The sequence below is a fragment of the Paenibacillus sp. FSL H7-0714 genome (assembly GCF_038003765.1).
In the GTDB taxonomy this organism is placed as follows: Bacteria; Bacillota; Bacilli; order Paenibacillales; family Paenibacillaceae; genus Paenibacillus_AQ.
Genome location: NZ_JBBOPT010000001.1, coordinates 533,633 through 560,038, shown reverse-complemented (window position 1 = coordinate 560,038; position 26,406 = coordinate 533,633). Strand labels below are relative to the sequence as shown.

Sequence of the window (26,406 nt, the reverse complement as noted above, 5' to 3'; positions counted from 1 at the left end):
TGTGTTTATGTCCATTAATGATTATGGTCTGCAAGAACTTCGTTCAGGACGTTAAGCATCCCGTCGATATCTTCTTCCGTAATAATCATCGGTGGCTGGAAGGCTAGTACATTGCGTCCTATGCCATTTTTACCGATTAGATAACCTCGGTCCTTCATCGCCTCCAGCACTTGATCTGTAAGTGCCGCTGCACCCTCAGCATCTACACCCGTTAGCTCCGCACCCAGCATTAGTCCAGTTCCCCGCACATCAACCATCAACGAAGGATAACGAGCTTGCAAAGCCTTCAGACCTGCCTTCAATCGTTCTCCTAGCTGTACCGAGCGTTCAGGAAGCCGTTCATCTCGAATATAATCAAGCACAGCCAGCGCTGTTGCAGCAGATACCGGATTCCCACCAAATGTGGAAGCTGAAGGACGGTTTAGAGCAAGGGCAATCTCATCGGTTGTAGCGAAGGCTGCAACTGGAATTCCGTTACCGAGTGCTTTGGCCATACTTATAATATCGGGTACAACGTCAAAATGCTCCATAGCAAACATCTTACCAGTACGTCCAAATCCAGTTTGGATTTCATCAGCGATTAGGAGTACACCGTATCTCTCTAACAATGCTTTTACATCACGGAAGTAGGTTCGGGTTGGCATAGTCATTCCGCCGTTGCCTTGGATTGGCTCTACGATCATGGCAGCGATAGTATTCCCCTTCTCTTCAAGCACCCGCTCTAGCGATTCCAGGGATAACGATGCCGCTTCCTCCAGCGATAAATCCGGATGATAAGGGCGAGGAATAAACTCAACGTCATGATCCAAGTATTTATCGGTACGCCACATAGGCAGGCCTGTCACACTCATAGTTAGATTGGTACGGCCATGCAGGCCACTCTCCAGCGCTATAAACCCTTTACGTCCCGTATACATCCGAGCGAGCAGCAGAGCTCCCTCATTAGCCTCAGAACCACTGTTAACAAAGAAGGTCCGTCGTAGTCCACCCGGCATAACCTCTTCCAAACGCTCTGCCAAATCTACACTCGGTTGAGTTAGATAGATGGTTGTCGTGTGCTGCAGCTGCTGCAGTTGTTCAATCGTGCGTACTGTTATAGCCGGATTACAGTGACCACATGCGACTACGGATACGCCAGCGAAGAAATCCGTATAGGACTTTCCTTTTTCATCATAAACAAACTGCATTGAACCACGAACAAGCTGAGGTGCATCACGGTAAAAATGCTGTGTACAAGGATAGAAATATTGCTTACGTTTGGCTGCTACTGTTTCTCTTCCGATGAAGTCTTGTTGTTCCATGAAGGGTTCTCTCCTTTTTGTGAAAATAGTAACTTATTCATAGAGTCCTGTGCACCGCCCTATCACTAGGCGATATTTAGTTCCCATTAAAATACAATTAGTTGAACTGTAGCGAGCCCAAAGTATAACCAGCATAGACTGGCTTAAGGCCGCCCAGCATGTCATCCCTGCTATCAGATCCGTTGATTGCCTGTTGATAAGAAACAATAATTTCACGTAGCTGTTCGACGCTATAGGTTGCTCCTTCAATACGGAAGCTTGATATCCCTAGTCCACTCATCTCACTCAACAAAGGTAAATAGCAAAGCTCTTTTGCGAATAAAAGATGGCAACGGCCGTGCTGATCACGATATACCGGATTCTCGCCTTGATCTGTCTTTAGTACCAATACATTATTGTGCACATATTGATTATCCTCTTCAGCAATAGGCTCCATTAACTCCGTATTCTCATAAAGATCATGTTCCATATACATTAGTGCAGGTGTACCATGAACAACAACTTCCAAAGGCGTTTTGCAACGAGAGGCAAAGGTAGCAAAATGCTCTAGCGTCATTTCTGGCGATACCGAAAGCTGAGTTAAACCTAAGTTAGCATATAATTGCGCTGAAAGATGATTGTATACATTTAAGTTACTGTCCCCAATTAGCGGATAGCCTGTATTGTTATAACGACGAATAGCTCCTAAATTTGTAACGATAATACCGTCAATCGGCAAGCGTTCTCCGCCAAGCAATTGATCATATTGGTCAAAATGCAGCTCGGTCATCATCCGTGGTAAACCCAAGTAGATTTTGCTATCGCCCTTTAGCTCACCCAGTTCCTTGATGTCACGCTTTGTAAAAGGTTTATCTGGTTCAAATACATCCCCTGGCAAGTACAGGCTATCTACACTAAGCTCTAAGACCATCCGTGCCTGTTCCATATTATTCACACGTACAGCTAACTTAGCTTTTGTCTTTTTCGGTTGCTCGACCTCAGCCAATCTTTCCCGCAACTGCTCAACTCGTTTCTCAGACAGCTCACGCTCTGCAGTTGGTGTACTGAATACTTTTCCAGTGCTATAAAATTTACCAGTTCCTTCATAACGGCGGTTAATGTTAGTCAGTCCTGGTTTGCCGAAGGCATACGCCGTCGAAAAGTCACGTTTACGGTTGTTATGAAGCTCTTTCGTATCTACCGTACGATCAAAGCCAATCGGATCATCGATATACCGGTCAATGGCTTCGCCGTAGCTATTCGCCAGCATCACCATAAACTCCTTATCCCGCATGCGGCCCTCTATTTTGAAGGAGGTAATCCCTGATTCAATCAATTCTGGAAGATGTTCATACATGAACATATCTTTTACAGCTAGGGGGTATTCGGCCGGATATACATACCCGTCTTTTTTAACCCGATAATCCCAGCGGCAAGGCTTCATACATTTCCCACGGTTACTGCTCATACCGAATACATGGGAGCTGAAATAACAATTCGCACCGTGAACGGAGCACATATCCCCGTGAATAAAATACTCCAGTTCCATCCCACTCCGCTGACCTAGCAGCTTAGCTGTCTGCAAATCCATTTCCCGCGAAGTAACCACACGACTTACACCCAGATCACGCAATGCGTAGATCATTTCCAGATTGTGAACATTCATCATGACCGAAGAGTGAATAGGAAGACTAAGCTCCATCTCGCGAATTAGCTCCAGCACTGCCATATCCTGAACAATCAAGGCATCGGGACGAGCACCATCAAGGAAACGCAAATATTCTTTAGCCTCTTCCACATCTTCTTCACTAAATAGGTTATTCACTGTGATATACACTTTTTTGTCTAGACGGTGAGCAATATCTAGTGCCTCTACGATCTCCTCATGAGACAGATTATATCCTTTACGCATCATTCTCATATTCAATACAGGTCCACCAAAATAAACTGCATCACATCGTGCCTGGATCACTTCCTTGAAAATCTCAAACGTTCCTGCGGGTGCTAATAATTCAATCTCTCTACCATTAAAATAACGTGCCATTCAAGTTCCCTCCCAAGTTGATACTCTCCATACAAGTTGTACTTTACACCAAAGCTACTGCAATCCCCATTACAATAAACATAGTAATAAAAATAGTATCGAATATGCCCCACCTTAGGCGGTGATACTGGCTACGCGGAGCATCCATACGAAAGCCACGAGCTTCCATGGAATATACCAGATCCTGCGCACGCCTAAACGCACTAGCGATAATCGGAACCAGCAAGGACACTAACATTCGTCCCTTTTCCTTTAAAGGTAGCTCCTTCAGATCAGCACCCCGTGAGGCCTGCGCTTTCATGATAATCTGCGACTCGTCTAGAATCGTAGGAATGAAACGAAGTGAAATGCTGATCATCAGTGTGATACGGTCGGGCTTCAAGCCAAACTTTTTGAAAGGAGCCAAAATCCCCTCCAGCCCTTGATTCAGCTTACCCGGCGTTGTGGTGAATGTAAGTAACGCCGTGAAAGTGATCAGAAAGAACATGCGGATGACCGAAAATGCGCCTAATCTCAGCCCTCCCTCATAAATAGACCACGAACCAAGCGTCAGCACCGCCTCACCCGTCTTCACAGACAGCAGCTGTACGATAAAGATAAATAGCATTAAATACCGTAAAGGCTTAGCTGCTTTCAGGAAGTATTTAAGCGGAATCCGAGTGGAAGCCATAACCGCTATTGAGAAAATAGCCAGCAGCGCCATAGCCATCCACGAACGGGAGAGCAGGATAACAGCTACGTATAATAGCATTCCGGTGATTTTGGCACGAGCATCTAGCTTATGCACCCATGAACCGGTCTCAATACTGCGCCCGATGATTAGCTTCTCATTCATGGCCATCCCTCTTTCCTTCGTGCTGCTCGCTAGAGTTGCCTGATCCAGATGGCAGCGAAGCGATTAGCTCTGCTAAGCTCTCTGCCGTTAAGCGAGGAGCTTCATCCGTAAGACCAAAGCGATCAGCTACTGCACGCCAGTAACGAAGGGACTGCGGAACCGTCAAGCCACACTGTTCCAGAATCGAAGGGTCATCAGCCAGTGCCTTTACGCTGCCTTGAAATGCCGTACTGCCCTCTTTAAGGACAAGCCAGTTGTCCGCGTAAGGCAATAACTCATCCATCCGATGCGTGACGACGATGATCGTTCTCCCCTGCTCACGGCATAAACGCTCCAGCAAGTGGATTAGTTCTGCACGGCTGATGGGATCAAGCGTAGCCGTCGGTTCATCCAGAACGATGACTTCAGGGTCCATAGCTAGTACGGAGGCGATAGCTGCCTTACGCATTTGCCCACCGCTCAATTTAAAAGGATTCCGCTCTAGCAGCGCCAGATCCAGCCCCATATCCAACATGGCCTGTCTTGCGCGTGCCTTTGCCTCTTCGAGGCTCATGCCAAAGTTAAGAGGACCGAAGATAAGATCCTTTTCGACCGTATCTTCAAACATTTGCTGTTCTGGAAATTGAAATACCAATCCGACTCTACGGCGCAGCGGCATCAGCTTAGGTGATTTCTCCCCCGCTTGGATGGTTACATCGAGTACTTTTACCGTCCCCTCCGTTGGTTTCAGTATCCCGTTAAACAACTGCAGCAGTGTCGATTTACCAGAGCCTGTCGCTCCAGCAATACCAACCATAGAGCCTGTTGGAACACTGAGGTTAATGTCGCGGAGCGCCGTCAGCTTCCATAGGCTTCGGTCAGCATAGGAATAACTTACTTGCTGTAATTCTATGGCCATAACGTGTCTATAAGCTCCTTTTCACTGGCGGGAACATCCACATGGATGCCCTGATTCTGCAGCTCACGTGTAAGACGCCAAGGATACGGCTCACATAGATGGCATTTTTGCAGAAGCTCCTCGTCCCGGAACAGCTCCGCCGGTGTAACATCAGCAGCTAAACCACCTCCATGCAGCGCAAGCACCCGATCCGATGCCAAAATCTCATCTGCATCATGCGTAATCATAAGGATCGTATACTTTCCTTCCGCTCGCATATCTTGCAAAATACCAAGAAGATCATTTCTGCTTCCTTCATCCAACATAGAAGAGGCCTCGTCAAAAATGACGATGCCTGGTTCCATAGCAAGAATGGAGGCGATAGCGACACGCTGCTTTTGGCCTCCAGACAGCTCACCTGGGTGTTTGGACAGCAGATGATTTATTCCCAGCCTCGTCGTATAAGAGTGTAATCGTTCAGCCATTTCTTCGTACGACAAACAAAGCCCTTCCAGGCCGAATAAGATATCTTCCTCTACAGTGGCTCCAATAAACTGATTATCTGGATTTTGGAACACCATACCAATGCATTGCCGAATGCTTCCGATCGTTTCCTCACTCAGTTGCATACCACTAACCACAATCTCGCCAGCACTCTTAGGCAGCAAAGCATTTAGTAGCTTAACTAGCGTAGACTTTCCGCAGCCATTAGGACCAACCAAGCTAACCCATTGTCCCTGAGAAATAGATAACGTTATATTTTGAAGAATCGGATGCTCAGGATCATAACCAAACGATACCCCATCCAGAGAGATGACAGCTCGTCCTTCTCCCTCTAATTCTTGACCTTCATTTGATTCATTCATGTTAGTCATCCTTCCGCTGATGTGACTAATCAGTCCAAAAACTCTTCAAACAACGATATTTTTGACAATGAAGCCACCAAATAACGGACTGCATAGCCCACGGCAATTCCTGTTACTACTCCAGTGATTAGCAGCATGGGAAGATAATAAAAAATACTAAGGGATGAGAATACCATAGAAGCTGCCAGCAGCTGACCGATATTATGTGCAATCCCACCAGCTATACTAATGCCGATCAAGCTTATACTCTTGCCTTTGCCACTAATCAGCATTAACACGAACATTACAACAAAGCTAAACAGCGAACCGAATAAACTGAATAGTAAGCTTGAAAAAGTACCTAGCAAAAATGCAGTAAGCAACGTTTTGAGGATGACAAGCAGGAATGCGTCCCGTCCACGTAAAAAGTAAATACAAGTCAAAATCATAATGTTAGCTAATCCTAGTTTAGCACCCGGCACCAGTCCCATTCCTGACAACGGAATCTGCGCTTCTATTAGACTAAGCACTACTGCCACTGCGGCGAAAATCGCAATAATTACCGTTCTTTTTAAAGCTGTTGCAGATTCACTACTGGACATAGGCATCTATATCATCCTCCCCCGACGCACTTGTGATTTCCACTAATACTCTATGCGGTAGACAGACAATCGTCTGTTTGGGCAGGGTAATAAAACCAAAACCTAGGCATACTTGATCCGGGCAGTCGGCATCGTACATTTCAATCCCGTAATCATGCACCTTCAAGAGGTTATAGCCACGTTCGGTACGAACCTCAATGGTTTGTTCTTCTTTTGTAAGCTTTACCGTTTTAAATAACTCGCCGTCCACCGTTACATTGGCTACGAGATTTTTACCGGCCCCACCTTTATCATCATTGTCCGAAAACCATCTCGGTGCGAGAAAAGCGAGCGCAGCAATCAACACGATGGAAATCAACCACACATCTGCGCGTTTCATAAAAATCTCCCTTATTTTTTAATTAAAATCCAGACTTATTAATTATAACGGTCTACCCTCAATCCTTCAATCAATGTTGGGGTTTAATGTAAGTTTTAGAGACCAGTTCACAAAATAGGCACGCAAAATAACCCCCACAGCCCCATTTACTCTGGCTTTCTAGCTTTTCCGAATTAATCCACAAATAATCCAGCATACGATATATTCAAATCAAACGCTCTCTCTTGCTCTGCTTGTTCCCCTTCTATATCAAACAACCCTTATCTTGGAATTCATTATTATATTTGCCTTTTAAACAATACTGTGTTATATTTATATCGTATTTGTTTTCGATATATTGTATATCCCCATCAAGAAGATGTCAGGCCGACTATTTTACACTTCGGCAATTTGGACACAGAGGCTTCATGTTTTCTTGCAGAAACTTTCCTTTTTATGAGACTAAATTCGAAATATAGCATTCCGATTCACACTGGCGCGGTCAATGGAGCCGCAAGGGCAAAAGAGAGGTAGGGCTTTTGTCGTATTGGAAGGATTATTCTCGCCACACGGCTGCTGGAAATAACAAGGAATTAAGACACCCGTTACTCACGAACGGCGGGGGATGAATATAACGAAAAAGCATGGCTGCACGAACCTTACATAAGGATACATGCCATGTGTGGAAAAATATAGGCGCCCGATAACCGCTACCTAGCGGATATCGGGCGCTGTCTACGTTCAAGGCATCTAATTTACATACTGATTCACAAAAGCTGTTACTACGTTTATATACCCCGTCTTATCCATATCATAAGCTAACCCATGCCCTGCTTGTGGCACTACGAACTTCTCTTTGGGACTCTGACATGCCTCATACAATTCATTCATCATACTATATGGTACAAAATTATCGGCATCCCCATGAATAAAAAGAATCGGCACCTTCGCCTTCCTCACCTGTTTCAAGGCAGACGCTTCACTAAAACCATACCCTGCTTTCAAACGAGTAATTAGACTCGCACTTTGAATAAAAGGGAAACTTGGCAAGCGATACATACGCCGTAGTTGGTAGGCTAATTGTGCTTTAACTGAGCTGTAAGCACAGTCCGAGACAATAGCTTTGACCTGCGGCGGGAGATTTTCACCTGAGGTCATTAGCACTGTAGCACCACCCATAGAGACCCCATGAAGCACAACTTGAGCACTGGGCCCAGTCTTTTCTATTATATATTCAATCCACTGCAAATAATCCTTGCGCTCATGCCATCCAAAACCAATATAATTCCCAGCGCTTTCCCCATGTCCCCTGGCATCGGGAATCAGGATATTAAAGCCCAGTCTCTCGTAATAGATTTTGGCGTACGCCCCCATATCCTTCCCTTTTCCAGAATAACCATGAGCTAGAATCGCCGTACGACCTTCAGCACGATCCGAAAGGAGCAAGTACCCTCTTAGTTGTAGCCCGTCCTCAGATGTAATCTCCACATTCTCAAAGCTCTGACTGGAGATCCAATCCTTCCCCTCACCCCAAGAAGCCCCGGCAACCGGGGGATCAACCTTCAAATCACGATTATTACTCAGGAATTCCTTCGGTGCTCGTTTAATAGCAATTCCATAAAAGAAAAAGCCCGCATAGATCAGAGCTCCTATGACGATGACAGCGCTAATGAAGAACCATACCAATTCATCTTCCCCGTCCTTTCCTCATATCCGTTGTAAATCAGTATAACATCTACTTAGAATGCGCCAAAATATAACAATCATAACAAAAGAAAACCGCCATCGGAATATGTCCCGAAAGCGGCTTTACTATTCTTCATGGCATAACTTGTATTCAAGCTACAAACACCGTTTATTATTTCTTGCTCGAGAATCTATTTCTCATTAGCAATCCAATAAGTGCAAAACCTAGACCAGTTACATAATAAGGGACTGAACTTGATTCTCCCGTTTTTGGAAGTTCATCCACAGGTGGATTACCTAGCGGGATTGTATCATCCACTACAGCAATATCCTCTGGTGACGGCGTTGGTGTTACTGTCAATACTGGTCCTAATGGAATCTCCTCATCATCAACAAGTACCTCTGTGTTGCTCGACGGTGTTGGTATTGGTGTTGGTGTTGGTACTGGTGCTGGAGTCGACGAAGCTACAGGGCCCAGCGGCACAGGATCATCATTAACAACGATAGTACCAATTACAAATGATGGTGTTGGTGTCGGGAACACCGGAGGCTCCGGCGTTGGCGTCGGTGTTGGCGTCACTTCTGATGAAGGTGTCGGTGTCGGCGTTACTTCCGACGACGATGTCGGTGTTGGCGTCACTTCCGACGATGGTGTCGGTGTTGGCGTTACTTCCGGCGACGGAGTCGGCGTTGGTGTTGGTGTCACGATCGGCGTTGGTGTTGGCGTCACGGTCGGCGTTGGTACTGGCGTCACGATCGGCGTTGGTGTTGGCGTCACGATCGGCGTTGGTGTTGGCGTCACGATCGGCGTTGGTGTTGGCGTCACGATCGGCGTTGGTGTTGGTGTCACGGTCGGCGTCGGTGTTGGTGTCACGGTCGGCGTCGGTGTTGGTGTCACGGTCGGCGTCGGTGTTGGTGTCACGGTCGGCGTTGGTGTTGGTTTTGGTGTGTGTGTTGGCTTTGGTGTGTGCGTTGGCTTCGGTGTCGGTGTCGGCTTTGGTGTGTGCGTTGGCTTCGGTGTCGGTGTTGGCTTTGGTGTGTGTGTCGGCTTCGGTGTCGGTGTTGGCTTTGGTGTGTGTGTTGGCTTCGGTGTCGGTGTCACGCACGGCGTAGGCGTCACGGTCGGCGTCGGTGTTGGTGTCACGGTCGGCGTCGGTGTTGGCGTCACGGTCGGCGTCGGTGTTGGCGTCACGGCCGGCGTTGGTGTTGGCGTCACGGTCGGCGTCGGTGTTGGGGTCACGGTTGGTGTCGGTGTCGGTGTTGGGGTCACGGTCGGCGTCGGTGTTGGCGTCACGGTCGGCGTTGGTGTTGGCGTCACGGTCGGCGTTGGCGTTGGAGGTGGTTCTTCCCCTCCATATGGATACCAATGCATCTGCACCCCACCAGCAAATCCCTTTGCAATCAGCGTCCCATGCAGTTCACCGGAATTATAAGTTACTTTTGCAAGCGGAGCTAGGATAGTTCCTTCTATTGTTAAACTTCCAATGTCAACAGTGCTAGCTTCATAAAAATTAAATAATACCTTGTTAGGGCTACCTCCCCAGATTTGAAAGCTTGGAATGTTAACTGAACTTCCGCTAACGTTAATGATAACTGTGGCGCTATTTGCAATATTAAACTGTAAGCCATTAGCACCAGCGAAATCGGCAGCACTAAGATTAAGAACGTTAAATGGTTCCGGAGCATCAATCGTTATTTTCCCATATTCCTTTTTGAAAGTTCCTATTGTAGCAAGCGAAGAGAATTCATTAGAACGTCCAATAAGAAATTGCTCTTCAGCATCAAAATCAATAGGAGTCCCTTTTCTCGCTGGTTCTTTAAGATCTACACCGTTGCTGGAAAAAACACCACCATAAACGGATGCTCCATGAACAGTCCCATTAGTAAAACTGATGTCATTACCAGCAATAAGAACATCTCCACCTGGATTATCCTTGGATACGCCGTAATTCTGCAAAGTAATATTACCTTTGGCCGCAAGGCGCCCATGAACCTGATCATTAGATTGTTTGAAATCCCCAAAAATAAAAGTATTAAAATTCCCTGCAATACCTAACACAGGTGTAGGAGTATAGGGAAGCACCTCCCCAGCCGCATTTACCAAATGACCTCCAGAAAGACCACTACCTACTGTCAAAATCCCCGCTAATATTAGTGCTAGCAGCGGTTTCATTCTTCTTTTCAAAAAGCACACCTCCTATATCTAGGATTTATATTTAATCAGAATAATTACCAGAAACTCTAAAGGACCTAACAACAAAAAAGACCGCCAAAAAAGAAGTGGAATTCACTTCTCATGGCAGTCGGACGGTCATAGCGCATTTAAGACACTTTAGACTCCTGGACTTTGCGTCCCACCCTTTCAGGCGGTTTGCTATTATCATGATAATATATGTATTGACTTGCAGATTAGAACTAGCATTTTAAGCATCCTATTAAATAATCGTCTATGACTTTTAATACTTTTGAACTAATAATAGTTTAGCGCTCCATCCCCACAATTGTCAATCAATTCCTTTTGATATTCATACGCGTAAGCAAGCACAAAAAAAGCGCCTAAAGGCGCTTCACACAAAGGTTTTCCTTTAATTTTAAAGTAACTTTATCCAACCTAATATCGATATCCATAATGGAATACTTAGAATCAAACCAAATACCATTCCACGGCGGAGACTTCCTTCCTCATTCATCCTAATTCTCCCTTTATATAAGTCTGAAGCATTATTTTTTATTATTACAATTTTAATATATTTTATTCTTTCTAATTTAGTTGTGAATTCAATCACATTGGACTAGCTGTTTAGAAATACCATTGATTATTTTTGGAATATCGGGGTAGAATACGAATATACGTTCCCATTAGAGGTGATGAGATTCATGAATAGAGCTGAAAGCAGGGACAACATGCTGGTGAAATCTTATTTATTGCTTCCGATGATTTTATCAGCTTTCGAACGGGACTCCGCCATTCTATCTGCACATTTACGAACACCCACCCCCTATCTGGAGGTTCTTGAAACAGCCGCAGCAGTTGCTACAACAGATCTAAGAGATGTTCGTTCAGAGATGAGAAAACGGGGAATCAAGGTTTATGAGCAGAACAGACTTAACACGGGGATAGAAGCCAAATTTATATGTCGTGGATACCATGAACGAATGCTGTTGTTAAACGACATCGTCGCTGCCCAAGCTGCCATTCATATGCGCAGATATCTCGGTCTGGATATTTCATCTTTTAAGAGCTATGAAGAGCAGTATCAGATTAAGTGAAGTAGCGAAGAAGCTACCCCCCTCCCTCATTTAATTAGCGAACAAAAAAATAGGCCTTACCATGGGAGTTGGCAAGACCTGAGAGATTTATACCACAAAACACTGGGGGGTGTTTGGTGTCTTCAATATATACCTTGAACCTGAAAATAAGATGATGCTCACATGAAAATTACATTAAAAACTTCAATTCGTCGCTTAGGCTATCCGCTTGGCACTTTTGATTTCCAACCAAAGAGGCCCGCTTCGCCGACAGAGAAAATCGACCGATTGATAGTTAGCCACGAGTGCTTTGAACAAATTGTTTCAAAATGATATAGTGAATTCGTTCTCACAGGATGACTTGATAGCAGGTTGAAAACATAATAAAGTCGGGACCTGAGTACGGAGCGACAACAGGCGTTTGCCTTTTCGTTGAATATTTTCTGAAGGAGGGTACTAGCCCATGAGTGATGAAATCTGTATACCACCTGGCATTCAGCAGAAGGACACTAGCTTTGGCTACACCTTGTCTATCATTAGTGGTAAATATAAAATGACTATTCTCTACTATCTCTCTGAAAACAAGATCGTGCGGTTCAATGAACTGCAACGGGGTATCGGCACAATACCTTTTAAGACGTTAAGCGTTATGTTGAAAGAACTGGAAGCCGACTGTCTCGTCAGGCGCGAGGAATTCCCCCAGATTCCCCCTAAAGTTGAGTATTCCTTGACCGAGAAGGGCCAATCGCTTATTCCGGTGCTGGATATGATGTGCACTTGGGGAGAGAAAAACTTCGTTCCAGCCGCGCAAGAGATAACCATACCTTTTACGATTTAACGACAACTTATGACAAAAGCAGCATTTCCATTAATGAAAATGCTGCTTTTTGCTTCAAATCTAATTACATATTTTCGATAAATTCAACATAGCCTTGCGAACTGATATCCAATTTATTTAAGTAATCCGTACTTCCTACCGTCTCAGATTCCGTGCCATAAATGGCATAGAAGGAACGATAATCAGCGTTGCAATACAAAAAAGTCGTGTCAAAGGGAGATAAAATACGGTCAAGCCCGTAGCCGAGTTTACCTTCTTCACTAAAGTCTTTTGCACTTCCTCCGGCAGTTACAGCTAATGCGATTTTTCGATTTCTTAATTTATCACTCTTCGAGCCATATGCCCATCCGTAAGTAAATACTTCGTCCAGCCACTTTTTAAGCAGAGGTGGACTACTAAACCAGTAGACAGGGAATTGTAAGACGAGCTTATCATGCGCTTCAATCAGCTGTTGTTCCTTTTCCACGTTGATTTTTTCATCGGGATAGGCTTTGTACAGCTCGTGCACCGTATATTTGTCTGGATATTTACGGAGTTCTTCGATCCAGCGTTTATTAACGACGGATGTTTCGATGTTTGGGTGGGTGACGACAATAAGTGTTTTCATTGGTGTATCCTCCATGTTTGAATCAGATTTAGGACTTGAGTATACCTCCCACCATGCCATCGCGTAAGTATGCACTTTTAGTTCACGTACTTACCTAAAGGTAAGCACTGCAACCTGATTGAAGAGCCCTAACTTCCCGAAAATTCATTCTCACGATCTGCGGCACACTCATCTACACTGCTGCTTAAAGCCGTTGTACACCCAAAAATCGCAAAAGAGAGATTAGGTCATTCCCCCATAAATGTACGTTGGATACTTATTCACATGTCCCCCCCAATTTACAAGAAGCAGTCCTTCAGGAATCGGCGCCTCCATCCTTGGAACGCGCAAAGAGGTCGCGATTACCACCGAAAACCTCACTTCACTTGAATAAAGGTTAGAATAATGTTAGAAGTCAGCTGATCTCAAGACAAACGGCGCGGTTTTGGGATCCCCGAAAACCGCGCCGTTATGCCTTCTTAGATATGCTGGTGAAGGGAATTGAACCCCCGGCCTACGCATTACGAGTGCGTCCCACATAAGTTCTATAGGGTTCTATAAGGTCCTATACAAATACAGCGACTCGTCATTATTCATTATAGGGTTCTATAGAGTTCTTTACAGTCCTGTATGACGGTAGAAGAAATGGTAGAAGAAAATCATTGGACTATACCCCTCCGCTCCTCGGGGCTCTACCTGTTATTCGAAGTGCATCTATCTGGATTCATAGTTCTTCAAACCATTCATCATCTCGTATATTCAAAGCTAGATCGGAGAGTTGTTGCAGCTTCATCATATCCCATCAATACCGTGCATTTGCTTGAAGGCACTGCTGCAACTCCTTGCCATATGCTTCCGTAAGTGTGCCAGCCTTATACATATGGTACAGTTCAGCAAGGCGAAGGTGTGCGGGCAGCATTATCGCCGCCCCCGAGCTTTGAGCAGTGCAGCCATGGATAAGACCAATGCAGCCCCAATCACAATCCAGGTGATTATGTTTAACATTCATATCCCTCCTGTTATTTGAAAATGGATATTTATTTGCCGTTTATGATATGATTGGATGGAGGAAGGGCCGTGAACCCTTCCTCCGGGAACCTATTTACGTTTGCGTGGTCCGCGGCGTTTTTTGGTTCCTTTCTTTTTGTCCTTAAACAACAAGCCTGCAGTTATAAGTTGTATGATTGCTGTTAGGAGCTGTACCCAATCTTTCATTGTCACTCTCCTTTCTAGGAAGTTGTATGTTTTACTTCCTAAATATAATATACACTAATATAAACAATAAGTCAAACAATTTATTTGCTTTTCTAAATATATTATTCTATAATGTGGACAAACAGTATGAAAGGAACATGATTATGGGATTTTCCTTTAAGCCGCTATGGAGATTGCTTATCGACAGAGACATGACCAAGACTGAATACAGGGAAGCACTCGGATTATCCACTGCAACTCTTGCAAAAATGGGAAAGGACGAGTATGTTTCCATGGAAGTCTTGGATAAGACCTGCAATTATTTCGGAGTACCGTTACATGATGTTATAGAGCATACAAAAAGCGAAACCCCGCCAGAATAGCCCGGCGGGGCATTTTTATGTAGTAACTTCAATTACTTATCGATCTTGATCCAATCGTAATCATACTCCATTTGCAGTTTGATCCGCCGTAGTTGTTTATCTATAGCCACCACAACTCCCCGGATCTTAATATCTTGAACCTGTTCAAACTGAGTGATTGTAATCTACTCCCCATATCGTTTCGAGTAAGCGAGCACTAGATCAATCAATTCCCACTCCTGCGCGTCAAGCACCGGCTTTTTACGGTCCCTCCAACGCTGTCCTCGCTCATCACTGATAATCCGAAGCTTGTGCTCCGGCAACATCATTTACTGCAATCCCATATACTTCCCAATTTTTTCTCCATGATGTCTGCCCTCCTAGTAATCTGTCCAGTAACCCATATAGCCGCCGTCCAAGCCCCATGAAACTGATGCTAGTCGATCCTCTGTTCGCTCCCATCCCTCAACGACCACTGCACTCTCAGGTGGTTTCCCAGACTCCCAAAGGATGTAGTTATCCTCTGCCAGTTCCTGCAACCCGATGCGGATTTTTTCTCGTGCCTCCCGTTCTTTGTCTCCAGTATTTCTAGCGTAGGCATGTATCCATGATGCACCGACAATGCCGCATGATCATCAGAAGCTTGCGGACCGTATCACTAAGCATGGCGTTTCTCTTGTAAAGGTCGCTAGGATAATATCCCAGATTCTAAAAAAAACCGTGGTGCTCCAGTAGTCAAACAGTTGGCCCTTATACGGTCAGCACAAATGCCGATGATCTCAATCTTGCGTTTCGTAATCTTGCCCGCTTTGTCCTGGTATATAATTTCAATGGTTTGACCGACACACATCTTCATTCTGATCGCCTCCAAAATAAGAACGTTTGTTTGTATCATGACCATTATATTGATTTTTAGGCAAATGGAAAATAGGAGCAGTGTGGGTATCCCCCTGCTCCTATCGTGCCGGTTGGTTCAGTAACCAACCACCGATACTCTTCTGCTCATGATCATCAGTGAACTGGTAATGCACATGACCAGCATCCAAGAGTGTGCTGGCATCAGTGCTTGGATACAGAATGATTTCCCATACCGGAACCGAGTAACTCTCGTCATCTTCTGTATAGAGAAGATGACAAGATGTTTGATTTGCTAATATGTCTAAACTCGTCGATTTAAAAATATACATGTCGAAGTGGTAAGAACGGAGTCACTATATGCGAACATGAATTTAGTCCTATATCCAAAATTCCCCAAACTAGTATAAGATAGTTGCTAGATACCAAAATATATATTTATTAAGAGAGGATGTAAAAAATGAAATTGAAAGCCAAATCTATTCTGCCTTTAGCACTCAGCATCACAATGATGTTCGCAGCAACTGCAGGAAGTGTTTCTGCGTCTGCAAGTGACTTAGAGCCCATCTCAAAATCTGAAACCAAACAATTAGTAACTAATGATGGGCTTGCTCTGGGATATGTTATAGTTAATAAAACGATAGAATACAATAATACGGATGAGGGCTTAGAATTTACAGTCACTAAGGATTCTGATTACACCCTCAACAGTGAATTTGCAAACATTGAGGCATATAGTAATAAGTTTGCAGATGGAGTTGAGGTTAATACGTATCTCTTAACTGAAAATAAGGAAATATATGCTGATGGTCAATTATTAGCATCTCCTTCAGACTCCCCTTCTCTTAGTCTTAGGATCGCTGGTGGAATTCCAGCGATTGGTCATTATTATACTAGTAATGATCTCTCAACCTATTTCTTTAAAAGCTATTCAGACATCTATGTTGATTGGGGTTTAATGATAAGACCTACTGGTTCTCATTTAAACGTAGGCATTTATGAATCCCATCCTAAAGTTCCCTTTGCAAAAGCTGAACTAGATTCATTTGCAAATAACTATAATGATTATGAAAAGTCCATAAAACTTACTTTGGTTTCACTTGGGCTTACAGCTATTTCTTGGGCAAGCCTCGTTGGTTTAATTGGCACAGGAACTGCTGCCGCTTGGGCTGCATCGGACGCAGTTGATGCTTATAATGATGCAAAATCTGATGTGCAAGACGCATTTACTTATATAAGCGCGTTTTAACCAAAAACCGGGGAGAGGTAAACTATCCCTCCCCGGTTTCAAACTAATTATTAAGGAATGTGATACATGGATTATAGAGATCTACTCCCGTTTGTGCCGTTAGCTATAATTATCTTTAATCTTTGTGTTTTTGTACATCGACTTGTAAACTCTAAACTAAGAAATCATGCACTTGATATATTCATAAACAGTATTGTTTGTAGTATTATGGCTAGTTATATCGACGATATATCAGTAATTCTCCAAATATCAGTTTACATTATTTCAATAATTATGATAATTTTTTTAATTTATTCTCTCTTGAAAAATGATACCACTAAGTAATGAAGATATTCATATTCCACATTATCCATTAAATATACAATAAGTAAAAAATATCTACTATGGAATTCACTTAATGAAGACTACCCGTATTACACTCATTAATTTTCTAGTAGGATTAAAATATTTCCAACACAGCTAAAAATTCATGTTCTTTCAACAGGGCGTGAATCAAATAACTGCAGCTCAATTTGGAAGCGTGGATCATAAACAATGGTTATATGAATAGAGTCACTCTCAGAGTAATTGACTAGTGAGGTAAATATAAAAAGAGGCCTTATCCGGGTGAAACCTGGAGAGGCCTCTTCCTCTGTATAGAGAAGACGACGAACCAGATTGTTCTCTTACATAGCTAATCTGTTACCTGAATACTAACTGATTCCCAATCATTACGTGTTATCTATTATCACTCTCACAGCCCGCTGTATAACTACGCTGTTCAATTATTGACACTTGGGACTGTGACAGAGCCGCTGTTAGAAATTCAGAGTCAGTCTGTAGGACTTTGTATATATTACTCAGTATGATCACTCCTAGTTATAAAATTTCTGCCAGTGAGTTTTTATGTGATCCCTTTACTTTTCTTTGAAATTTATATTTTTGATTATTAATATAATGGAGAATAAAATTAATAGTATAAATCCTGTTAAAGAAAATATATTGGTAATTAAAACTAACAACACACCAAATTTGCTTCTTCCATAACCCCCCTCGAACATTCCAAGTTTAGCGTAACTAAAGATAGGATTATTTAATAAAGCAAGTATAGTACTTCCCAACATGCAATAAAGTAATTTCACATTTTTCCCCTTAAAACCATTCCCTCCTTAATTCTAGACCGTTAACCAATAAGAGCATTAAAAAACATTCATGACGAGGATTTGAACGCCAAATAATAATAAAACTACGCATTTGTATCTAAATAGAAAAAAGCTCCACAAGCCTAAGATAATGGGACGTTTCTCATGTTCAGAATCACTGCCACTTGTGATCTGCGCACTCTAAATATACATTATTTGGAACATTATGTACATGAACTCTATTTCACAGCTTTGTTATTTAGTTTCCTCTTGCTTTTCAGTTCGTTTTCGTTCAATTCCTTGGCTTCAGCCAACGCTGGAAATTCCAGCGCAGTAGTTGAGGAAAGTGTTATCAGCCCGTTTGAATTTAATTGGATATCATCATCTGATTTAGCTTAAGATGCTCTAACGGCCTCTGGTAATACTGGGTATACTGTGGGTGCTCTTCCTGCATATATCGTTACTGAAGCAGCAAAGATTTTTGCAGGGGCTGGGTATACTATGAAATTGGAATCAGGCGGTTTCTGGTTCTATAGTTCAGACGGTTTGAGAAGAGTAAGAACTGGTCAAAAAGTTTCTTTTAATCTTTATCAGGCAAATTTCGAAAAATTCTCTAGAACAGGTTATAATGACAATTACAGAACTTCAAACTATCATGTTAATGTGTCTGAATAATAAAAAAACAGCCTCACTTTATACCTCTTGTTGAATTCTAGACTTGAATGGAGAATGTCATGATTCACCCGATTCTTAAAGAAGCCCATTTTCATGAAATACCAGAAGGAAAAAAGGATTCTTGCACTTCTGTCGTGCTAGATGTTGGAGTTAAACAAAAATCTGGATCTGATCAGTTTTATACTACTGTAGCAACCGCTAATGGACTTAAAGAATTTTTTGTCGGTGAAGCAGCAATTGCTATTCGTGGTCTACTTCTTGTTGATTCTTTTGATATAACTTTAATTAAACATGAAATCCAAAATATTTTGGATCGTTGCTCAAAAACTACTTGGGAGGAAACTGCTATTTCAATCAACAGATTTTTCCCTTGGGAATTTGATGAGATGAAATGGAAGTAGCACTTTTTTCGTCATAATTATTAAAGAAGAACTTCTTTTGTGTTGAATGATTAGACTAAACAAAAATAACCGTAAGGCATTTGCCCAGCGGGTTGTTTTATGTATGCTCTAAATTCAAATCATTGCCGATCAAGCCGATAACCATTGATCTTGATCGACTCTAGGGAATAACCTTCGATCAGGCCACCATAGTCCATCATATGCCTTTCTGGGTCTTTCCCAGCCAGAACCAAACAGATACCTTGGATTGTGCCAGGGCCACGACTAGAAAGTATGTATCGCTTCCCAGGACTTTGTATGTAGTGCTCATATAATCATTCCAGAATAAAAAGGCTATCTTATTCTTTCACCACTTACCACATGCCAATGTAAGTGTTTTGTATCCTGATACTCACCTAAATTTGCAATTATTTTAGATGCTCCTGTTTCCTCAACCATCTCGGCTGCCACTTTCTTTATAATACGCAGCATTTCGAGGAGCAGTTGTTCAGTATTTCCTACCTCTTCAGAAATTAAAGAATAGATATGAACCTTTGGGATGACTACTACATGGTTCTCATAAAATGGTCTGGTATGATGAAAAGCAAGGACGGAGTCGGTTTCAAAAACTATTTTTACTTTCGTCCTCCCGTTTAATACCGCATTGCAATAAAAATCCTGAATCATATATACTGTGTACCTCCATTAAAAATATAAGACGGAGCTTCGAAGCTTACAATAAGATTATTATATTTTATTTGGTACATTATGTAAATTATATATGGATACTGTCAAGGATATTTTCCTGAAAGCAAAGAAATACCCCACCATAGCAGCAGGGTAAGTGATTTGAAATTCAGTTTTTTTGTCAACACTCTTAGATAATTTTTTTCAAAGTCAGAGACTCGCAAATATAACCATGACATACTATACTCGTCTATAAAGTTATTTCTTTGATTTATAACTTCTTACTTGCCTTTAATAATTAAAAATATTAGTATCCCCGAAATAATCACAGTTAATATTAAAATCCGCGCCACGTATGTTTTTTTTGGATGCTGGTGAAGGGAATTGAACCCCCGGCCTACGCATTACGAGTGCGTTGCTCTACCCCTGAGCTACACCAGCTTAAGGCTGATTTTTCTGTCAAACAAAAAATATTATACAACTTTCAGCCAGAAACGCAAGCCTATTTCTCCCTATTTCCCTACTCTCCCAAACTGCTATTCCACCTGTAGTTTACGCTCCACAGACTCCAGCTTTCCACGGCTAGTGGAGGGTTTATCGCGGCGGTCGTCTATTTTAAGTGAGGTAGAGACACGCTCTGCACCTGCGGCAAAAGGAGACTCGTGCAGCGCTTCGACTGCAGCAAAAATACGCTGAAGAGGCCCTTCGATGATTGTACCCATGGATGTAAGCTCATAAGTAATCCCTTCTACCGTCTTCAGCACTCGCTGCATATCCGCAACATAGCTGCTAAGGCTCGTACTACCTGTTCCAATCGGAATAACGGTTACTTCAGCAATAGGCATGAGAATACCTCCTCGGAATTTTAAAGTATGTGTCTCCTTCTATTGTAACAACTCCACCGCTCTCCCACAAATGATCTCAGCTTTATTATGCCCCTTCTTCTTTCCCCAAAATTCTCCGAAATATGACTTTCGCCACAAGTATTTTTTCTAACATGAATTCTAGGGTCATCTGCACTACATTTATGGACTCTTTGTGGCATCTTTTCGGACAATTTATGAATCATTTTTTATATGCCTGTGGATCAATTGTGGATTACTTATGGACAGCCTGTGGATCATTTGTGGAGTACTTTTGAAGAACCCGCTCCCCGCGCGGGTTTTCTAAAAAACTGTTTACAAACACAACATCTTGGGTTATTTTTATCTAACGACAACAAAATATAGTGGAGACAGGCGCTTTGATCCTTTATCGGAATTAGAGCTTAATAGGGAAGTACGGTGAAAATCCGCTGCGGTCCCGCCACTGTAACCGGATGCCCCTTACAAGCTTTTAGAAGCTTAAGATGGGCAGATCTCCTGGCAGAAGCCACTGAGGGGTAAGAGCCCCCTTGGGAAGGCGCTGAGAGGTCCTACGGAAGCCAGGAGACCTGCCTGTTTCGACGACACCAACTATGAGTGCCTGCGAGGAACAGGAACGGTGTCCGCATGCGGTCATCTTCTTAGAGGCCACTACAAATATCTGTGTGGATATTTACATAACGCATCGGGCATTTTCTGCCATCCTCGCTAGAGGATGCTTTTTTTATGAGATCACAATGAATATACGGCCGCTTTTGCGGCCCCACTTCTTAATGATAGGACGATAGACTGAGAGGAGAGCTATACAATGACGTTGTTGGAGAGACAATTTAACGGTACAACAAATGCACGAGAAGTTCTTTTAGATGAGCTCATTGATTTAGGACGCGATATTATCGACAGCCGGGATTTGGACTTGCTGCGCGAGAATGCCAATTTGAACGGAGAGAGTTTCTCCGGTAAAATGAGCAAGTTCGGCAGTGAATATTCAAAATGGTACGCCCGCAACTTTTCGATGCCACCGCAGCTAGTGCAAGCCATTGATGACAATGTCGTCTATGTGCATGATCTGGATCAATACGCAATCGGAACGACTAACTGCATTTTTATCCCGTTTGATAAGCTTCTCCGCGAAGGCTTCAACACCGGCAACGGCAGTGTTCGTCCTCCGAACTCCATAATGACAGCTATGTCACTGGTAGCAATTATTTTTCAATCCCAGCAAAATGCTCAATATGGCGGCGTATCCGCAAATAAGCTCGACTATGATCTTGCACCTTATGTAACCAAATCCTTCGCTAAGCTGTTCCGCAAGGGTCTGGATTATTTTGATGAGGGACAAGCTAATGATTCTTTGGGCGAGATTACAATGAGTCGGACCGATCTGGCGGAGTTATATCCAAAAGCGTTTCGTTTTGCACTAAAGGAAACCGAAATCGAAACCCTGCAAGCGGCTGAAAGTATGGTACATAATCTCAACACCATGTCCAGCCGATCCGGTGGGCAAATTCCGTTTACCAGCATCAATTATGGTACTTGTACTTCACCAGAAGGTCAGCTTGTGATCAGCTCCCTGCTAACAGCAACGATGAACGGACTTGGCAGCGGAGAAACACCTGTGTTCCCGATTCAAATCTTCAAATGCAAGCAAGGAGTCAATCAACAGCAAGGTGATCCTAACTATGAATTGTTCCTAAAAGCGGCGGAATGTTCTGCACGCAGACTATATCCGAACTTCGCTAATCTGGACGCTCCGCTCAACTTGCAGTATTATGATCCAAGTGATCCTGATACGGAATTTGCTACAATGGGCTGCCGCACCCGAGTGCTCGGTGACCGTTTTGGGCGTAATCATTGCTCCGGGAAGGGCAACCTTTCCTTTAATACACTGAATCTGGTTCGGCTCGGTCTGGCACACGGCACAGTAACAGGCCGACGTACCGTCGCAGATGAAGCTGGCTTCTATGAGGATCTAAACCACTATATGGATATTGCGCTGGAAGGACTTCTTCATCGGTTCCACATCCAAAGCGCGCAAAAAGCTAAAGCATCCGATTTCATGATGCGAGAAGGCGTCTGGGAAGGCGGCGAAAATCTCGCTCCTGAAGACTCTGTAGGCGAACTACTTAAGCATGGTAGTCTGTCGCTTGGCTTCATCGGTATGGCGGAATGCATGAAAGCCATGTACGGCAAACACCATGGCGAGGATATGGAAGTCCATGCCAAGGCTGTGGCTATCGTGCGTCACATGCGGGAGTATTGCGACCTTAAAAGTGAGGAACTTAATCTCAACATTACCTTGTTCGCAACACCAGCAGAGGGCCTGTCCGGCAAATTCACCAAGATTGATCGCAAGGTACTGGGTTCTATTCCGGGCGTAACTGACCGTGAGTATTATACGAACTCTTTCCACATCCCTGTATACTACGATCTAGGTGCTGCTCAGAAGATCAGCTTGGAAGCTCCTTTCCATGAATACTGCAATGCCGGGGCTATTTCTTATGTCGAATTAAATGGCAATGCCCGCAGCAATCCATCTGCTTTTATCAAAATCATTAAATATGCACTAGAACAACAGGTCAGCTACTTCAGCATTAACCATCCGATTGACCGCTGCTCCAGCTGCGGATACGAAGGTGTAATTGGGACAAACTGTCCTTCCTGCAACGCACATGAGAATGACGTGCACATCCGTCGTTTGCGCAGAGTTACAGGTTATTTAACTGGCGACTATCAGACCCGCTTCAATGCCGCCAAACAAGCCGAAGTACGGGATCGCGTTAAGCATTTATGAATATTTGCGGATACTATCCGGAGTCGATTAACGAGGGAGAGGGCATGCGGGCCGTCCTCTTCATCAGCGGCTGCCGTCATCGTTGCCCGGGATGCTTTAATCCCGAGACATGGAACTTTAAATATGGAGAATTCTTCACCTTAGAACGTCAACATGAAATCATTGCAGAAATCGCCGCTAACCCTTTGCTGGATGGTCTAACACTGGCAGGCGGCGATCCTTTTTTCTCGGCAGAAGAGGTACTTGGGTTCATTCATGAGCTTCGCGCCGTGCTCCCTGGCTTCCCCATCTGGATTTACAGTGGTTATACGTATGATGAACTAACCGCCCTTCCCGGTTCGCCGGAGTGGAATCTACTTACACAGTGTCAGGTATTAATAGATGGACGTTTTATAGAAGAATTGAAAGATACTACACTTCCTTACCGAGGAAGCTCTAACCAACGCATAATCGACATTCCGGCCAGTATGAACGGCTCGGAGGTCTTTCTGTGGCAGCCTACTGCGCTATAATATATCAATTTTTGATATTCAAAATTAACCCAAAATAAGAAGGGATGAAATAACCATGCCACAATTCGTAGTAAAACCAGACAATCGCCAACTGGCTTTTGATGAGAAGCGCCTTTCCGTATACGCCGACCGTATCTTGGAAGGTCTTGATCAACTAAATAAAGAAACATTGCTGCGGGGAGTAATTTCCAAACTGCGTCGTGACTCCGTAAGCGGAGAAGAAATTAGCAATGCCTTCACCATGAGTGCTCTAGAGCTTGTAACGAAAGAAGAGCCTACTTGGAAGTTTGCAGCTGCCCGTGCCCTTCTGACTACCCTTTATAAAAAAGCAGCCGTTCATCGCCGCTATAAAGCTTATCCAGAAGAGCCTTACGGTGAGCTGTACCCGCTAATTACGGATCTCGTAAAAAAAGGAATCTATCGTGAAGAGCTTCTAAGTCATTACACCAAAGAACAAATTATCGAACTAGGTGGGTGTATCGATTATACACGCGATCTTTTGTTTGACTATATCGGTCTGCTTACGCTATCCGACCGTTATTTGGCGCATGATTTTGACGGCCGTGTAATGGAGCTTCCACAAGAACGTTATATGATTATTGCTATGTACCTGATGCACCGTGAACCAGCTGAGAAACGTCTTGAGCTTGTAAAAGAAGCTTACTGGGCTATGAGCAACATCTACATGACAGCTGCTACCCCTACAATGTCCAATGCCGGCAAAAAGGTCGCTGGACAGCTATCCAGCTGCTTCATTGATACGGTAGACGATTCCCTAGAGGGTATCTTTGATTCCAATACAGACGTAGCGCGCCTTAGCAAAATGGGTGGCGGTATCGGCGTCTACCTTGGTAAAGTACGGGCACGTGGTTCGGATATCCGTGGCCATAAGAACACTAGCTCCGGCGTAATTCCTTGGATTCGCCAATTGAACAATACAGCAGTCAGTGTAGACCAGCTCGGAACACGTAAAGGTGCTGTCGCTGTCTACCTTGATGTATTCCATAAAGATATTCTCGCTTTCCTCGATCTTAAACTAAATAATGGTGACGAGCGTATGCGTGCACATGACGTATTCCACGGTGTAACCCTGCCGGACTTGTTCATGGAAGCCGTTGAATCACGCAGCCACTGGAACCTCTTCTGCCCACATGAAGTGAAGAAGGTTATGGGCTGGACGGATGAGAACGGTCGTCCGCTTGGTCTGGAAGACTTCTACGATGAAGAGCTTGGTAAAGGCACTTTCCGTGAAAAATATGCTGAAGCTACAGCCAATTTGGAATTGTCCCGTATTACCGTTCCTGCGATCGACATCATGAAACGGATTATGAAATCACAGCTTGAAACAGGTACTCCATATATGTTCTACCGTGATACGGTTAACCGGACGAACCCGAACCGTCACCAAGGTATGGTCTTCTCTTCCAACCTGTGCACAGAAATTATGCAGAATCAATCCGCTACCGTTATTGAACAGGAAGAATTAGTAACCAAAGATGGCAAGACCCGGATTGTTATCTCCAAAATCCCTGGCGATTTCGTAGTCTGCAACCTGAATTCGATTCACTTGGCACGTGCGATTCCAGCTGGTGTGCTGGAAAGACTTGTACCTATCCAAGTACGTATGCTGGACAACGTAATCGACATTAATAATATTGAAGTTCTTCAAGCACAATACACGAACAGCCAATACCGCGCAGTGGGTCTCGGCACATTCGGCTTGCATCACCTATTGGCACTCAAGGGCATTCGTTGGGAATCTGATGAAGCCGTAGAATATAACAACCATTTGTATGAACACATCAACTACCTGTTGGTACGTTCGAGCATGGAGCTTGCCCGTGAAAAAGGCCGTTATCCGAAGTTCGCCGGTTCCGATTGGGAGACAGGTGCATACTTTACTTCACGTGGCTACGTTAGCGGTGAACAAGAAGGTAAATATGTAACCACTGAACAATGGCGCGAGCTGCAAGAAGAAGTGGCTAAAGACGGTGTTCGTAACGCATGGATGTTCGCGATTGCACCGAACGGCTCCACATCGATTATTGCCGGCTCCACAGCCAGCATTGATCCTTTGTATGAACTGCTTTCCTATGAAGAGAAAACAACTTACAAGATCGCTAACCCAGCACCGGATCTGTCCGACAAGACGATTTGGTACTATAAAACTGCGTTTACAATTGACCAAAACTGGTCGATCCGCATGGCTTCTGCTCGTCAGCGTCACGTCGATCAAGGTCAAAGCTTTAACCTGTATGTTCGTCCTGACATCAAGGCTACCGAGTTCCTTGAGCTGCATCTGAACGCCTGGAAGGGCGGATTGAAATCAACTTATTATGTGCGTAGCCGTGCTTTGACAATAGAAGAGTGTGATTCTTGCGCTAGCTAATTATCTTAGTGCCCTGAATAGAAAAACGATGATGAATTTCGTAACTGCGAGGAATGTTTGGGCTTCCGGCCGCTGTTGTCATCAGATGTCTTGATCTTTACCGCTATTAGCGGATGACATCCGAT

General features: G+C 43.8%; 24 protein-coding genes, 2 tRNA genes and 2 riboswitches. Of the genes, 8 read left to right on the top strand and 18 right to left on the bottom strand.

What is annotated here, in order from left to right; genetic code table 11:
• Window positions 1-14: 14 nt before the first annotated feature.
• From NST34_RS02485 to NST34_RS02445, 9 genes are all read right to left on the bottom strand, one after another.
• Window positions 15-1,301 carry an aspartate aminotransferase family protein gene (locus NST34_RS02485; protein WP_341127068.1) on the bottom strand — a complete coding sequence of 429 codons (1,287 nt, stop codon included), beginning with the start codon at window positions 1,299-1,301 and terminating at the stop codon, window positions 15-17.
• Between the two features lie 97 nt (window positions 1,302-1,398).
• Window positions 1,399-3,324, bottom strand: coding sequence for a peptidase U32 family protein (locus NST34_RS02480; protein WP_341127067.1), 1,926 nt, complete (start codon window positions 3,322-3,324; stop codon window positions 1,399-1,401).
• A gap of 43 nt (window positions 3,325-3,367) precedes the next feature.
• Window positions 3,368-4,159, bottom strand: coding sequence for an energy-coupling factor transporter transmembrane component T family protein (locus tag NST34_RS02475; protein ID WP_042184497.1), 792 nt, complete (start codon window positions 4,157-4,159; stop codon window positions 3,368-3,370).
• A complete protein-coding gene (locus NST34_RS02470) occupies window positions 4,152-5,057 on the bottom strand; it encodes an ATP-binding cassette domain-containing protein (RefSeq protein ID WP_042184495.1) in 906 nt (301 codons plus the stop codon). The genes NST34_RS02475 and NST34_RS02470 overlap by 8 nt, the downstream gene beginning before the upstream one ends.
• Complete coding sequence (locus NST34_RS02465; RefSeq protein ID WP_341127066.1) at window positions 5,048-5,902, bottom strand: ATP-binding cassette domain-containing protein; 855 nt, start codon at window positions 5,900-5,902, stop codon at window positions 5,048-5,050. Before NST34_RS02465 ends, NST34_RS02470 begins: the two co-directional genes overlap by 10 nt.
• A gap of 29 nt (window positions 5,903-5,931) precedes the next feature.
• Entirely contained in the window at window positions 5,932-6,489 is a 558-nt protein-coding gene (locus NST34_RS02460) for a Gx transporter family protein (RefSeq protein WP_042123757.1), read from the bottom strand.
• Window positions 6,473-6,862, bottom strand: a complete 390-nt coding sequence (locus NST34_RS02455; RefSeq protein WP_042184493.1) for a NusG domain II-containing protein — start codon at window positions 6,860-6,862, stop codon at window positions 6,473-6,475. Before NST34_RS02455 ends, NST34_RS02460 begins: the two co-directional genes overlap by 17 nt.
• A gap of 729 nt (window positions 6,863-7,591) precedes the next feature.
• A complete protein-coding gene (locus tag NST34_RS02450; RefSeq protein ID WP_076300179.1) occupies window positions 7,592-8,527 on the bottom strand; it encodes an alpha/beta hydrolase in 936 nt (311 codons plus the stop codon).
• Window positions 8,528-8,699: 172 nt separating this feature from the next.
• Window positions 8,700-10,712 (bottom strand): choice-of-anchor A family protein, encoded by a 2,013-nt coding sequence (locus NST34_RS02445; RefSeq protein WP_341127065.1) that lies wholly within the window; start codon window positions 10,710-10,712, stop codon window positions 8,700-8,702.
• 110 nt (window positions 10,713-10,822) lie between these two features.
• A riboswitch (cyclic di-GMP riboswitch) is annotated at window positions 10,823-10,913 on the bottom strand.
• A 491-nt stretch (window positions 10,914-11,404) separates the two neighbouring features.
• Between NST34_RS02445 and NST34_RS02440 the strand changes: the two genes are divergently transcribed.
• Window positions 11,405-11,797, top strand: a complete 393-nt coding sequence (locus NST34_RS02440) for a hypothetical protein (protein WP_042184484.1) — start codon at window positions 11,405-11,407, stop codon at window positions 11,795-11,797.
• 442 nt (window positions 11,798-12,239) lie between these two features.
• Entirely contained in the window at window positions 12,240-12,614 is a 375-nt protein-coding gene (locus NST34_RS02435) for a winged helix-turn-helix transcriptional regulator (protein ID WP_042184482.1), read from the top strand.
• 64 nt (window positions 12,615-12,678) lie between these two features.
• On the opposite strand, the gene NST34_RS02430 is transcribed toward NST34_RS02435, so the two are convergent.
• The 3 genes from NST34_RS02430 to NST34_RS02420 all read right to left on the bottom strand — a co-directional run bounded on the left by NST34_RS02430 (window position 12,679) and on the right by NST34_RS02420 (window position 14,209).
• Complete coding sequence (locus tag NST34_RS02430; RefSeq protein ID WP_042184480.1) at window positions 12,679-13,221, bottom strand: NAD(P)H-dependent oxidoreductase; 543 nt, start codon at window positions 13,219-13,221, stop codon at window positions 12,679-12,681.
• Between the two features lie 465 nt (window positions 13,222-13,686).
• A tRNA-Leu gene (locus tag NST34_RS02425) sits at window positions 13,687-13,780 on the bottom strand.
• A 222-nt stretch (window positions 13,781-14,002) separates the two neighbouring features.
• The gene (locus NST34_RS02420) at window positions 14,003-14,209 is read right to left on the bottom strand and encodes a DUF7667 family protein (RefSeq protein WP_341127064.1); all 207 of its coding nucleotides are present in this window, start codon (window positions 14,207-14,209) and stop codon (window positions 14,003-14,005) included.
• A gap of 349 nt (window positions 14,210-14,558) precedes the next feature.
• On the opposite strand from NST34_RS02420, the gene NST34_RS02415 reads away from it, so the two are divergent.
• Window positions 14,559-14,777, top strand: coding sequence for a helix-turn-helix domain-containing protein (locus tag NST34_RS02415; RefSeq protein ID WP_445667684.1), 219 nt, complete (start codon window positions 14,559-14,561; stop codon window positions 14,775-14,777).
• Window positions 14,778-14,941: 164 nt separating this feature from the next.
• On the opposite strand, the gene NST34_RS02410 is transcribed toward NST34_RS02415, so the two are convergent.
• The 3 genes from NST34_RS02410 to NST34_RS02400 all read right to left on the bottom strand — a co-directional run bounded on the left by NST34_RS02410 (window position 14,942) and on the right by NST34_RS02400 (window position 15,612).
• The gene (locus NST34_RS02410) at window positions 14,942-15,085 is read right to left on the bottom strand and encodes a hypothetical protein (protein ID WP_341127062.1); all 144 of its coding nucleotides are present in this window, start codon (window positions 15,083-15,085) and stop codon (window positions 14,942-14,944) included.
• A 51-nt stretch (window positions 15,086-15,136) separates the two neighbouring features.
• Window positions 15,137-15,295 carry a hypothetical protein gene (locus tag NST34_RS02405; protein WP_341127061.1) on the bottom strand — a complete coding sequence of 53 codons (159 nt, stop codon included), beginning with the start codon at window positions 15,293-15,295 and terminating at the stop codon, window positions 15,137-15,139.
• A 149-nt stretch (window positions 15,296-15,444) separates the two neighbouring features.
• The gene (locus NST34_RS02400) at window positions 15,445-15,612 is read right to left on the bottom strand and encodes a hypothetical protein (RefSeq protein ID WP_341127060.1); all 168 of its coding nucleotides are present in this window, start codon (window positions 15,610-15,612) and stop codon (window positions 15,445-15,447) included.
• A gap of 459 nt (window positions 15,613-16,071) precedes the next feature.
• On the opposite strand from NST34_RS02400, the gene NST34_RS02395 reads away from it, so the two are divergent.
• Window positions 16,072-16,860 carry a hypothetical protein gene (locus NST34_RS02395; RefSeq protein ID WP_341127059.1) on the top strand — a complete coding sequence of 263 codons (789 nt, stop codon included), beginning with the start codon at window positions 16,072-16,074 and terminating at the stop codon, window positions 16,858-16,860.
• Window positions 16,861-18,715: 1,855 nt separating this feature from the next.
• A complete protein-coding gene (locus NST34_RS02390) occupies window positions 18,716-19,057 on the top strand; it encodes an Imm8 family immunity protein (RefSeq protein ID WP_341127058.1) in 342 nt (113 codons plus the stop codon).
• A gap of 333 nt (window positions 19,058-19,390) precedes the next feature.
• Here the strand turns inward: NST34_RS02390 and NST34_RS02385 are convergent, their stop codons facing one another.
• From NST34_RS02385 to NST34_RS02375, 3 genes are all read right to left on the bottom strand, one after another.
• Window positions 19,391-19,723 carry an HIT family protein gene (locus NST34_RS02385; protein ID WP_341127057.1) on the bottom strand — a complete coding sequence of 111 codons (333 nt, stop codon included), beginning with the start codon at window positions 19,721-19,723 and terminating at the stop codon, window positions 19,391-19,393.
• A gap of 369 nt (window positions 19,724-20,092) precedes the next feature.
• Window positions 20,093-20,164: transfer RNA gene (locus NST34_RS02380), tRNA-Thr, on the bottom strand.
• A gap of 95 nt (window positions 20,165-20,259) precedes the next feature.
• Entirely contained in the window at window positions 20,260-20,568 is a 309-nt protein-coding gene (locus NST34_RS02375) for an MTH1187 family thiamine-binding protein (RefSeq protein WP_076285946.1), read from the bottom strand.
• Window positions 20,569-20,942: 374 nt separating this feature from the next.
• Window positions 20,943-21,177: riboswitch (cobalamin riboswitch) on the top strand.
• A 217-nt stretch (window positions 21,178-21,394) separates the two neighbouring features.
• On the opposite strand from NST34_RS02375, the gene NST34_RS02370 reads away from it, so the two are divergent.
• Genes NST34_RS02370 through NST34_RS02360 form a run of 3 tightly spaced genes read left to right on the top strand, consistent with a single transcriptional unit; the run spans window position 21,395 to window position 26,281 of the window.
• Window positions 21,395-23,380, top strand: a complete 1,986-nt coding sequence (locus NST34_RS02370) for an anaerobic ribonucleoside triphosphate reductase (RefSeq protein ID WP_341127056.1) — start codon at window positions 21,395-21,397, stop codon at window positions 23,378-23,380.
• Window positions 23,377-23,892 carry an anaerobic ribonucleoside-triphosphate reductase activating protein gene (nrdG, locus tag NST34_RS02365; protein ID WP_341127055.1) on the top strand — a complete coding sequence of 172 codons (516 nt, stop codon included), beginning with the start codon at window positions 23,377-23,379 and terminating at the stop codon, window positions 23,890-23,892. The genes NST34_RS02370 and nrdG overlap by 4 nt, the downstream gene beginning before the upstream one ends.
• A gap of 55 nt (window positions 23,893-23,947) precedes the next feature.
• Complete coding sequence (locus NST34_RS02360) at window positions 23,948-26,281, top strand: ribonucleoside-diphosphate reductase subunit alpha (RefSeq protein ID WP_042184468.1); 2,334 nt, start codon at window positions 23,948-23,950, stop codon at window positions 26,279-26,281.
• The last annotated feature ends 125 nt before the right edge of the window (window positions 26,282-26,406 follow it).

What these genes read in the sequence shown, in the direction of transcription:
- NST34_RS02385 (WP_341127057.1), bottom strand. Translation starts at nt 19,723, where the DNA reads ATGATTCAGGATTTTTATTGCAATGCGGTATTAAACGGGAGGACGAAA.
- NST34_RS02415 (WP_445667684.1), top strand. Translation starts at nt 14,559, where the DNA reads ATGGGATTTTCCTTTAAGCCGCTATGGAGATTGCTTATCGACAGAGAC.
- NST34_RS02420 (WP_341127064.1), bottom strand. Translation starts at nt 14,209, where the DNA reads ATGAATGTTAAACATAATCACCTGGATTGTGATTGGGGCTGCATTGGT.
- NST34_RS02400 (WP_341127060.1), bottom strand. Translation starts at nt 15,612, where the DNA reads ATGAAGATGTGTGTCGGTCAAACCATTGAAATTATATACCAGGACAAA.
- NST34_RS02395 (WP_341127059.1), top strand. Translation starts at nt 16,072, where the DNA reads ATGAAATTGAAAGCCAAATCTATTCTGCCTTTAGCACTCAGCATCACA.
- NST34_RS02370 (WP_341127056.1), top strand. Translation starts at nt 21,395, where the DNA reads ATGACGTTGTTGGAGAGACAATTTAACGGTACAACAAATGCACGAGAA.
- NST34_RS02470 (WP_042184495.1), bottom strand. Translation starts at nt 5,057, where the DNA reads ATGGCCATAGAATTACAGCAAGTAAGTTATTCCTATGCTGACCGAAGC.
- NST34_RS02390 (WP_341127058.1), top strand. Translation starts at nt 18,716, where the DNA reads ATGATTCACCCGATTCTTAAAGAAGCCCATTTTCATGAAATACCAGAA.
- NST34_RS02430 (WP_042184480.1), bottom strand. Translation starts at nt 13,221, where the DNA reads ATGAAAACACTTATTGTCGTCACCCACCCAAACATCGAAACATCCGTC.
- nrdG (WP_341127055.1), top strand. Translation starts at nt 23,377, where the DNA reads ATGAATATTTGCGGATACTATCCGGAGTCGATTAACGAGGGAGAGGGC.
- NST34_RS02475 (WP_042184497.1), bottom strand. Translation starts at nt 4,159, where the DNA reads ATGAATGAGAAGCTAATCATCGGGCGCAGTATTGAGACCGGTTCATGG.
- NST34_RS02480 (WP_341127067.1), bottom strand. Translation starts at nt 3,324, where the DNA reads ATGGCACGTTATTTTAATGGTAGAGAGATTGAATTATTAGCACCCGCA.
- NST34_RS02465 (WP_341127066.1), bottom strand. Translation starts at nt 5,902, where the DNA reads ATGAATGAATCAAATGAAGGTCAAGAATTAGAGGGAGAAGGACGAGCT.
- NST34_RS02460 (WP_042123757.1), bottom strand. Translation starts at nt 6,489, where the DNA reads ATGCCTATGTCCAGTAGTGAATCTGCAACAGCTTTAAAAAGAACGGTA.
- NST34_RS02375 (WP_076285946.1), bottom strand. Translation starts at nt 20,568, where the DNA reads ATGCCTATTGCTGAAGTAACCGTTATTCCGATTGGAACAGGTAGTACG.
- NST34_RS02360 (WP_042184468.1), top strand. Translation starts at nt 23,948, where the DNA reads ATGCCACAATTCGTAGTAAAACCAGACAATCGCCAACTGGCTTTTGAT.
- NST34_RS02435 (WP_042184482.1), top strand. Translation starts at nt 12,240, where the DNA reads ATGAGTGATGAAATCTGTATACCACCTGGCATTCAGCAGAAGGACACT.
- NST34_RS02485 (WP_341127068.1), bottom strand. Translation starts at nt 1,301, where the DNA reads ATGGAACAACAAGACTTCATCGGAAGAGAAACAGTAGCAGCCAAACGT.
- NST34_RS02410 (WP_341127062.1), bottom strand. Translation starts at nt 15,085, where the DNA reads ATGATGTTGCCGGAGCACAAGCTTCGGATTATCAGTGATGAGCGAGGA.
- NST34_RS02455 (WP_042184493.1), bottom strand. Translation starts at nt 6,862, where the DNA reads ATGAAACGCGCAGATGTGTGGTTGATTTCCATCGTGTTGATTGCTGCG.
- NST34_RS02440 (WP_042184484.1), top strand. Translation starts at nt 11,405, where the DNA reads ATGAATAGAGCTGAAAGCAGGGACAACATGCTGGTGAAATCTTATTTA.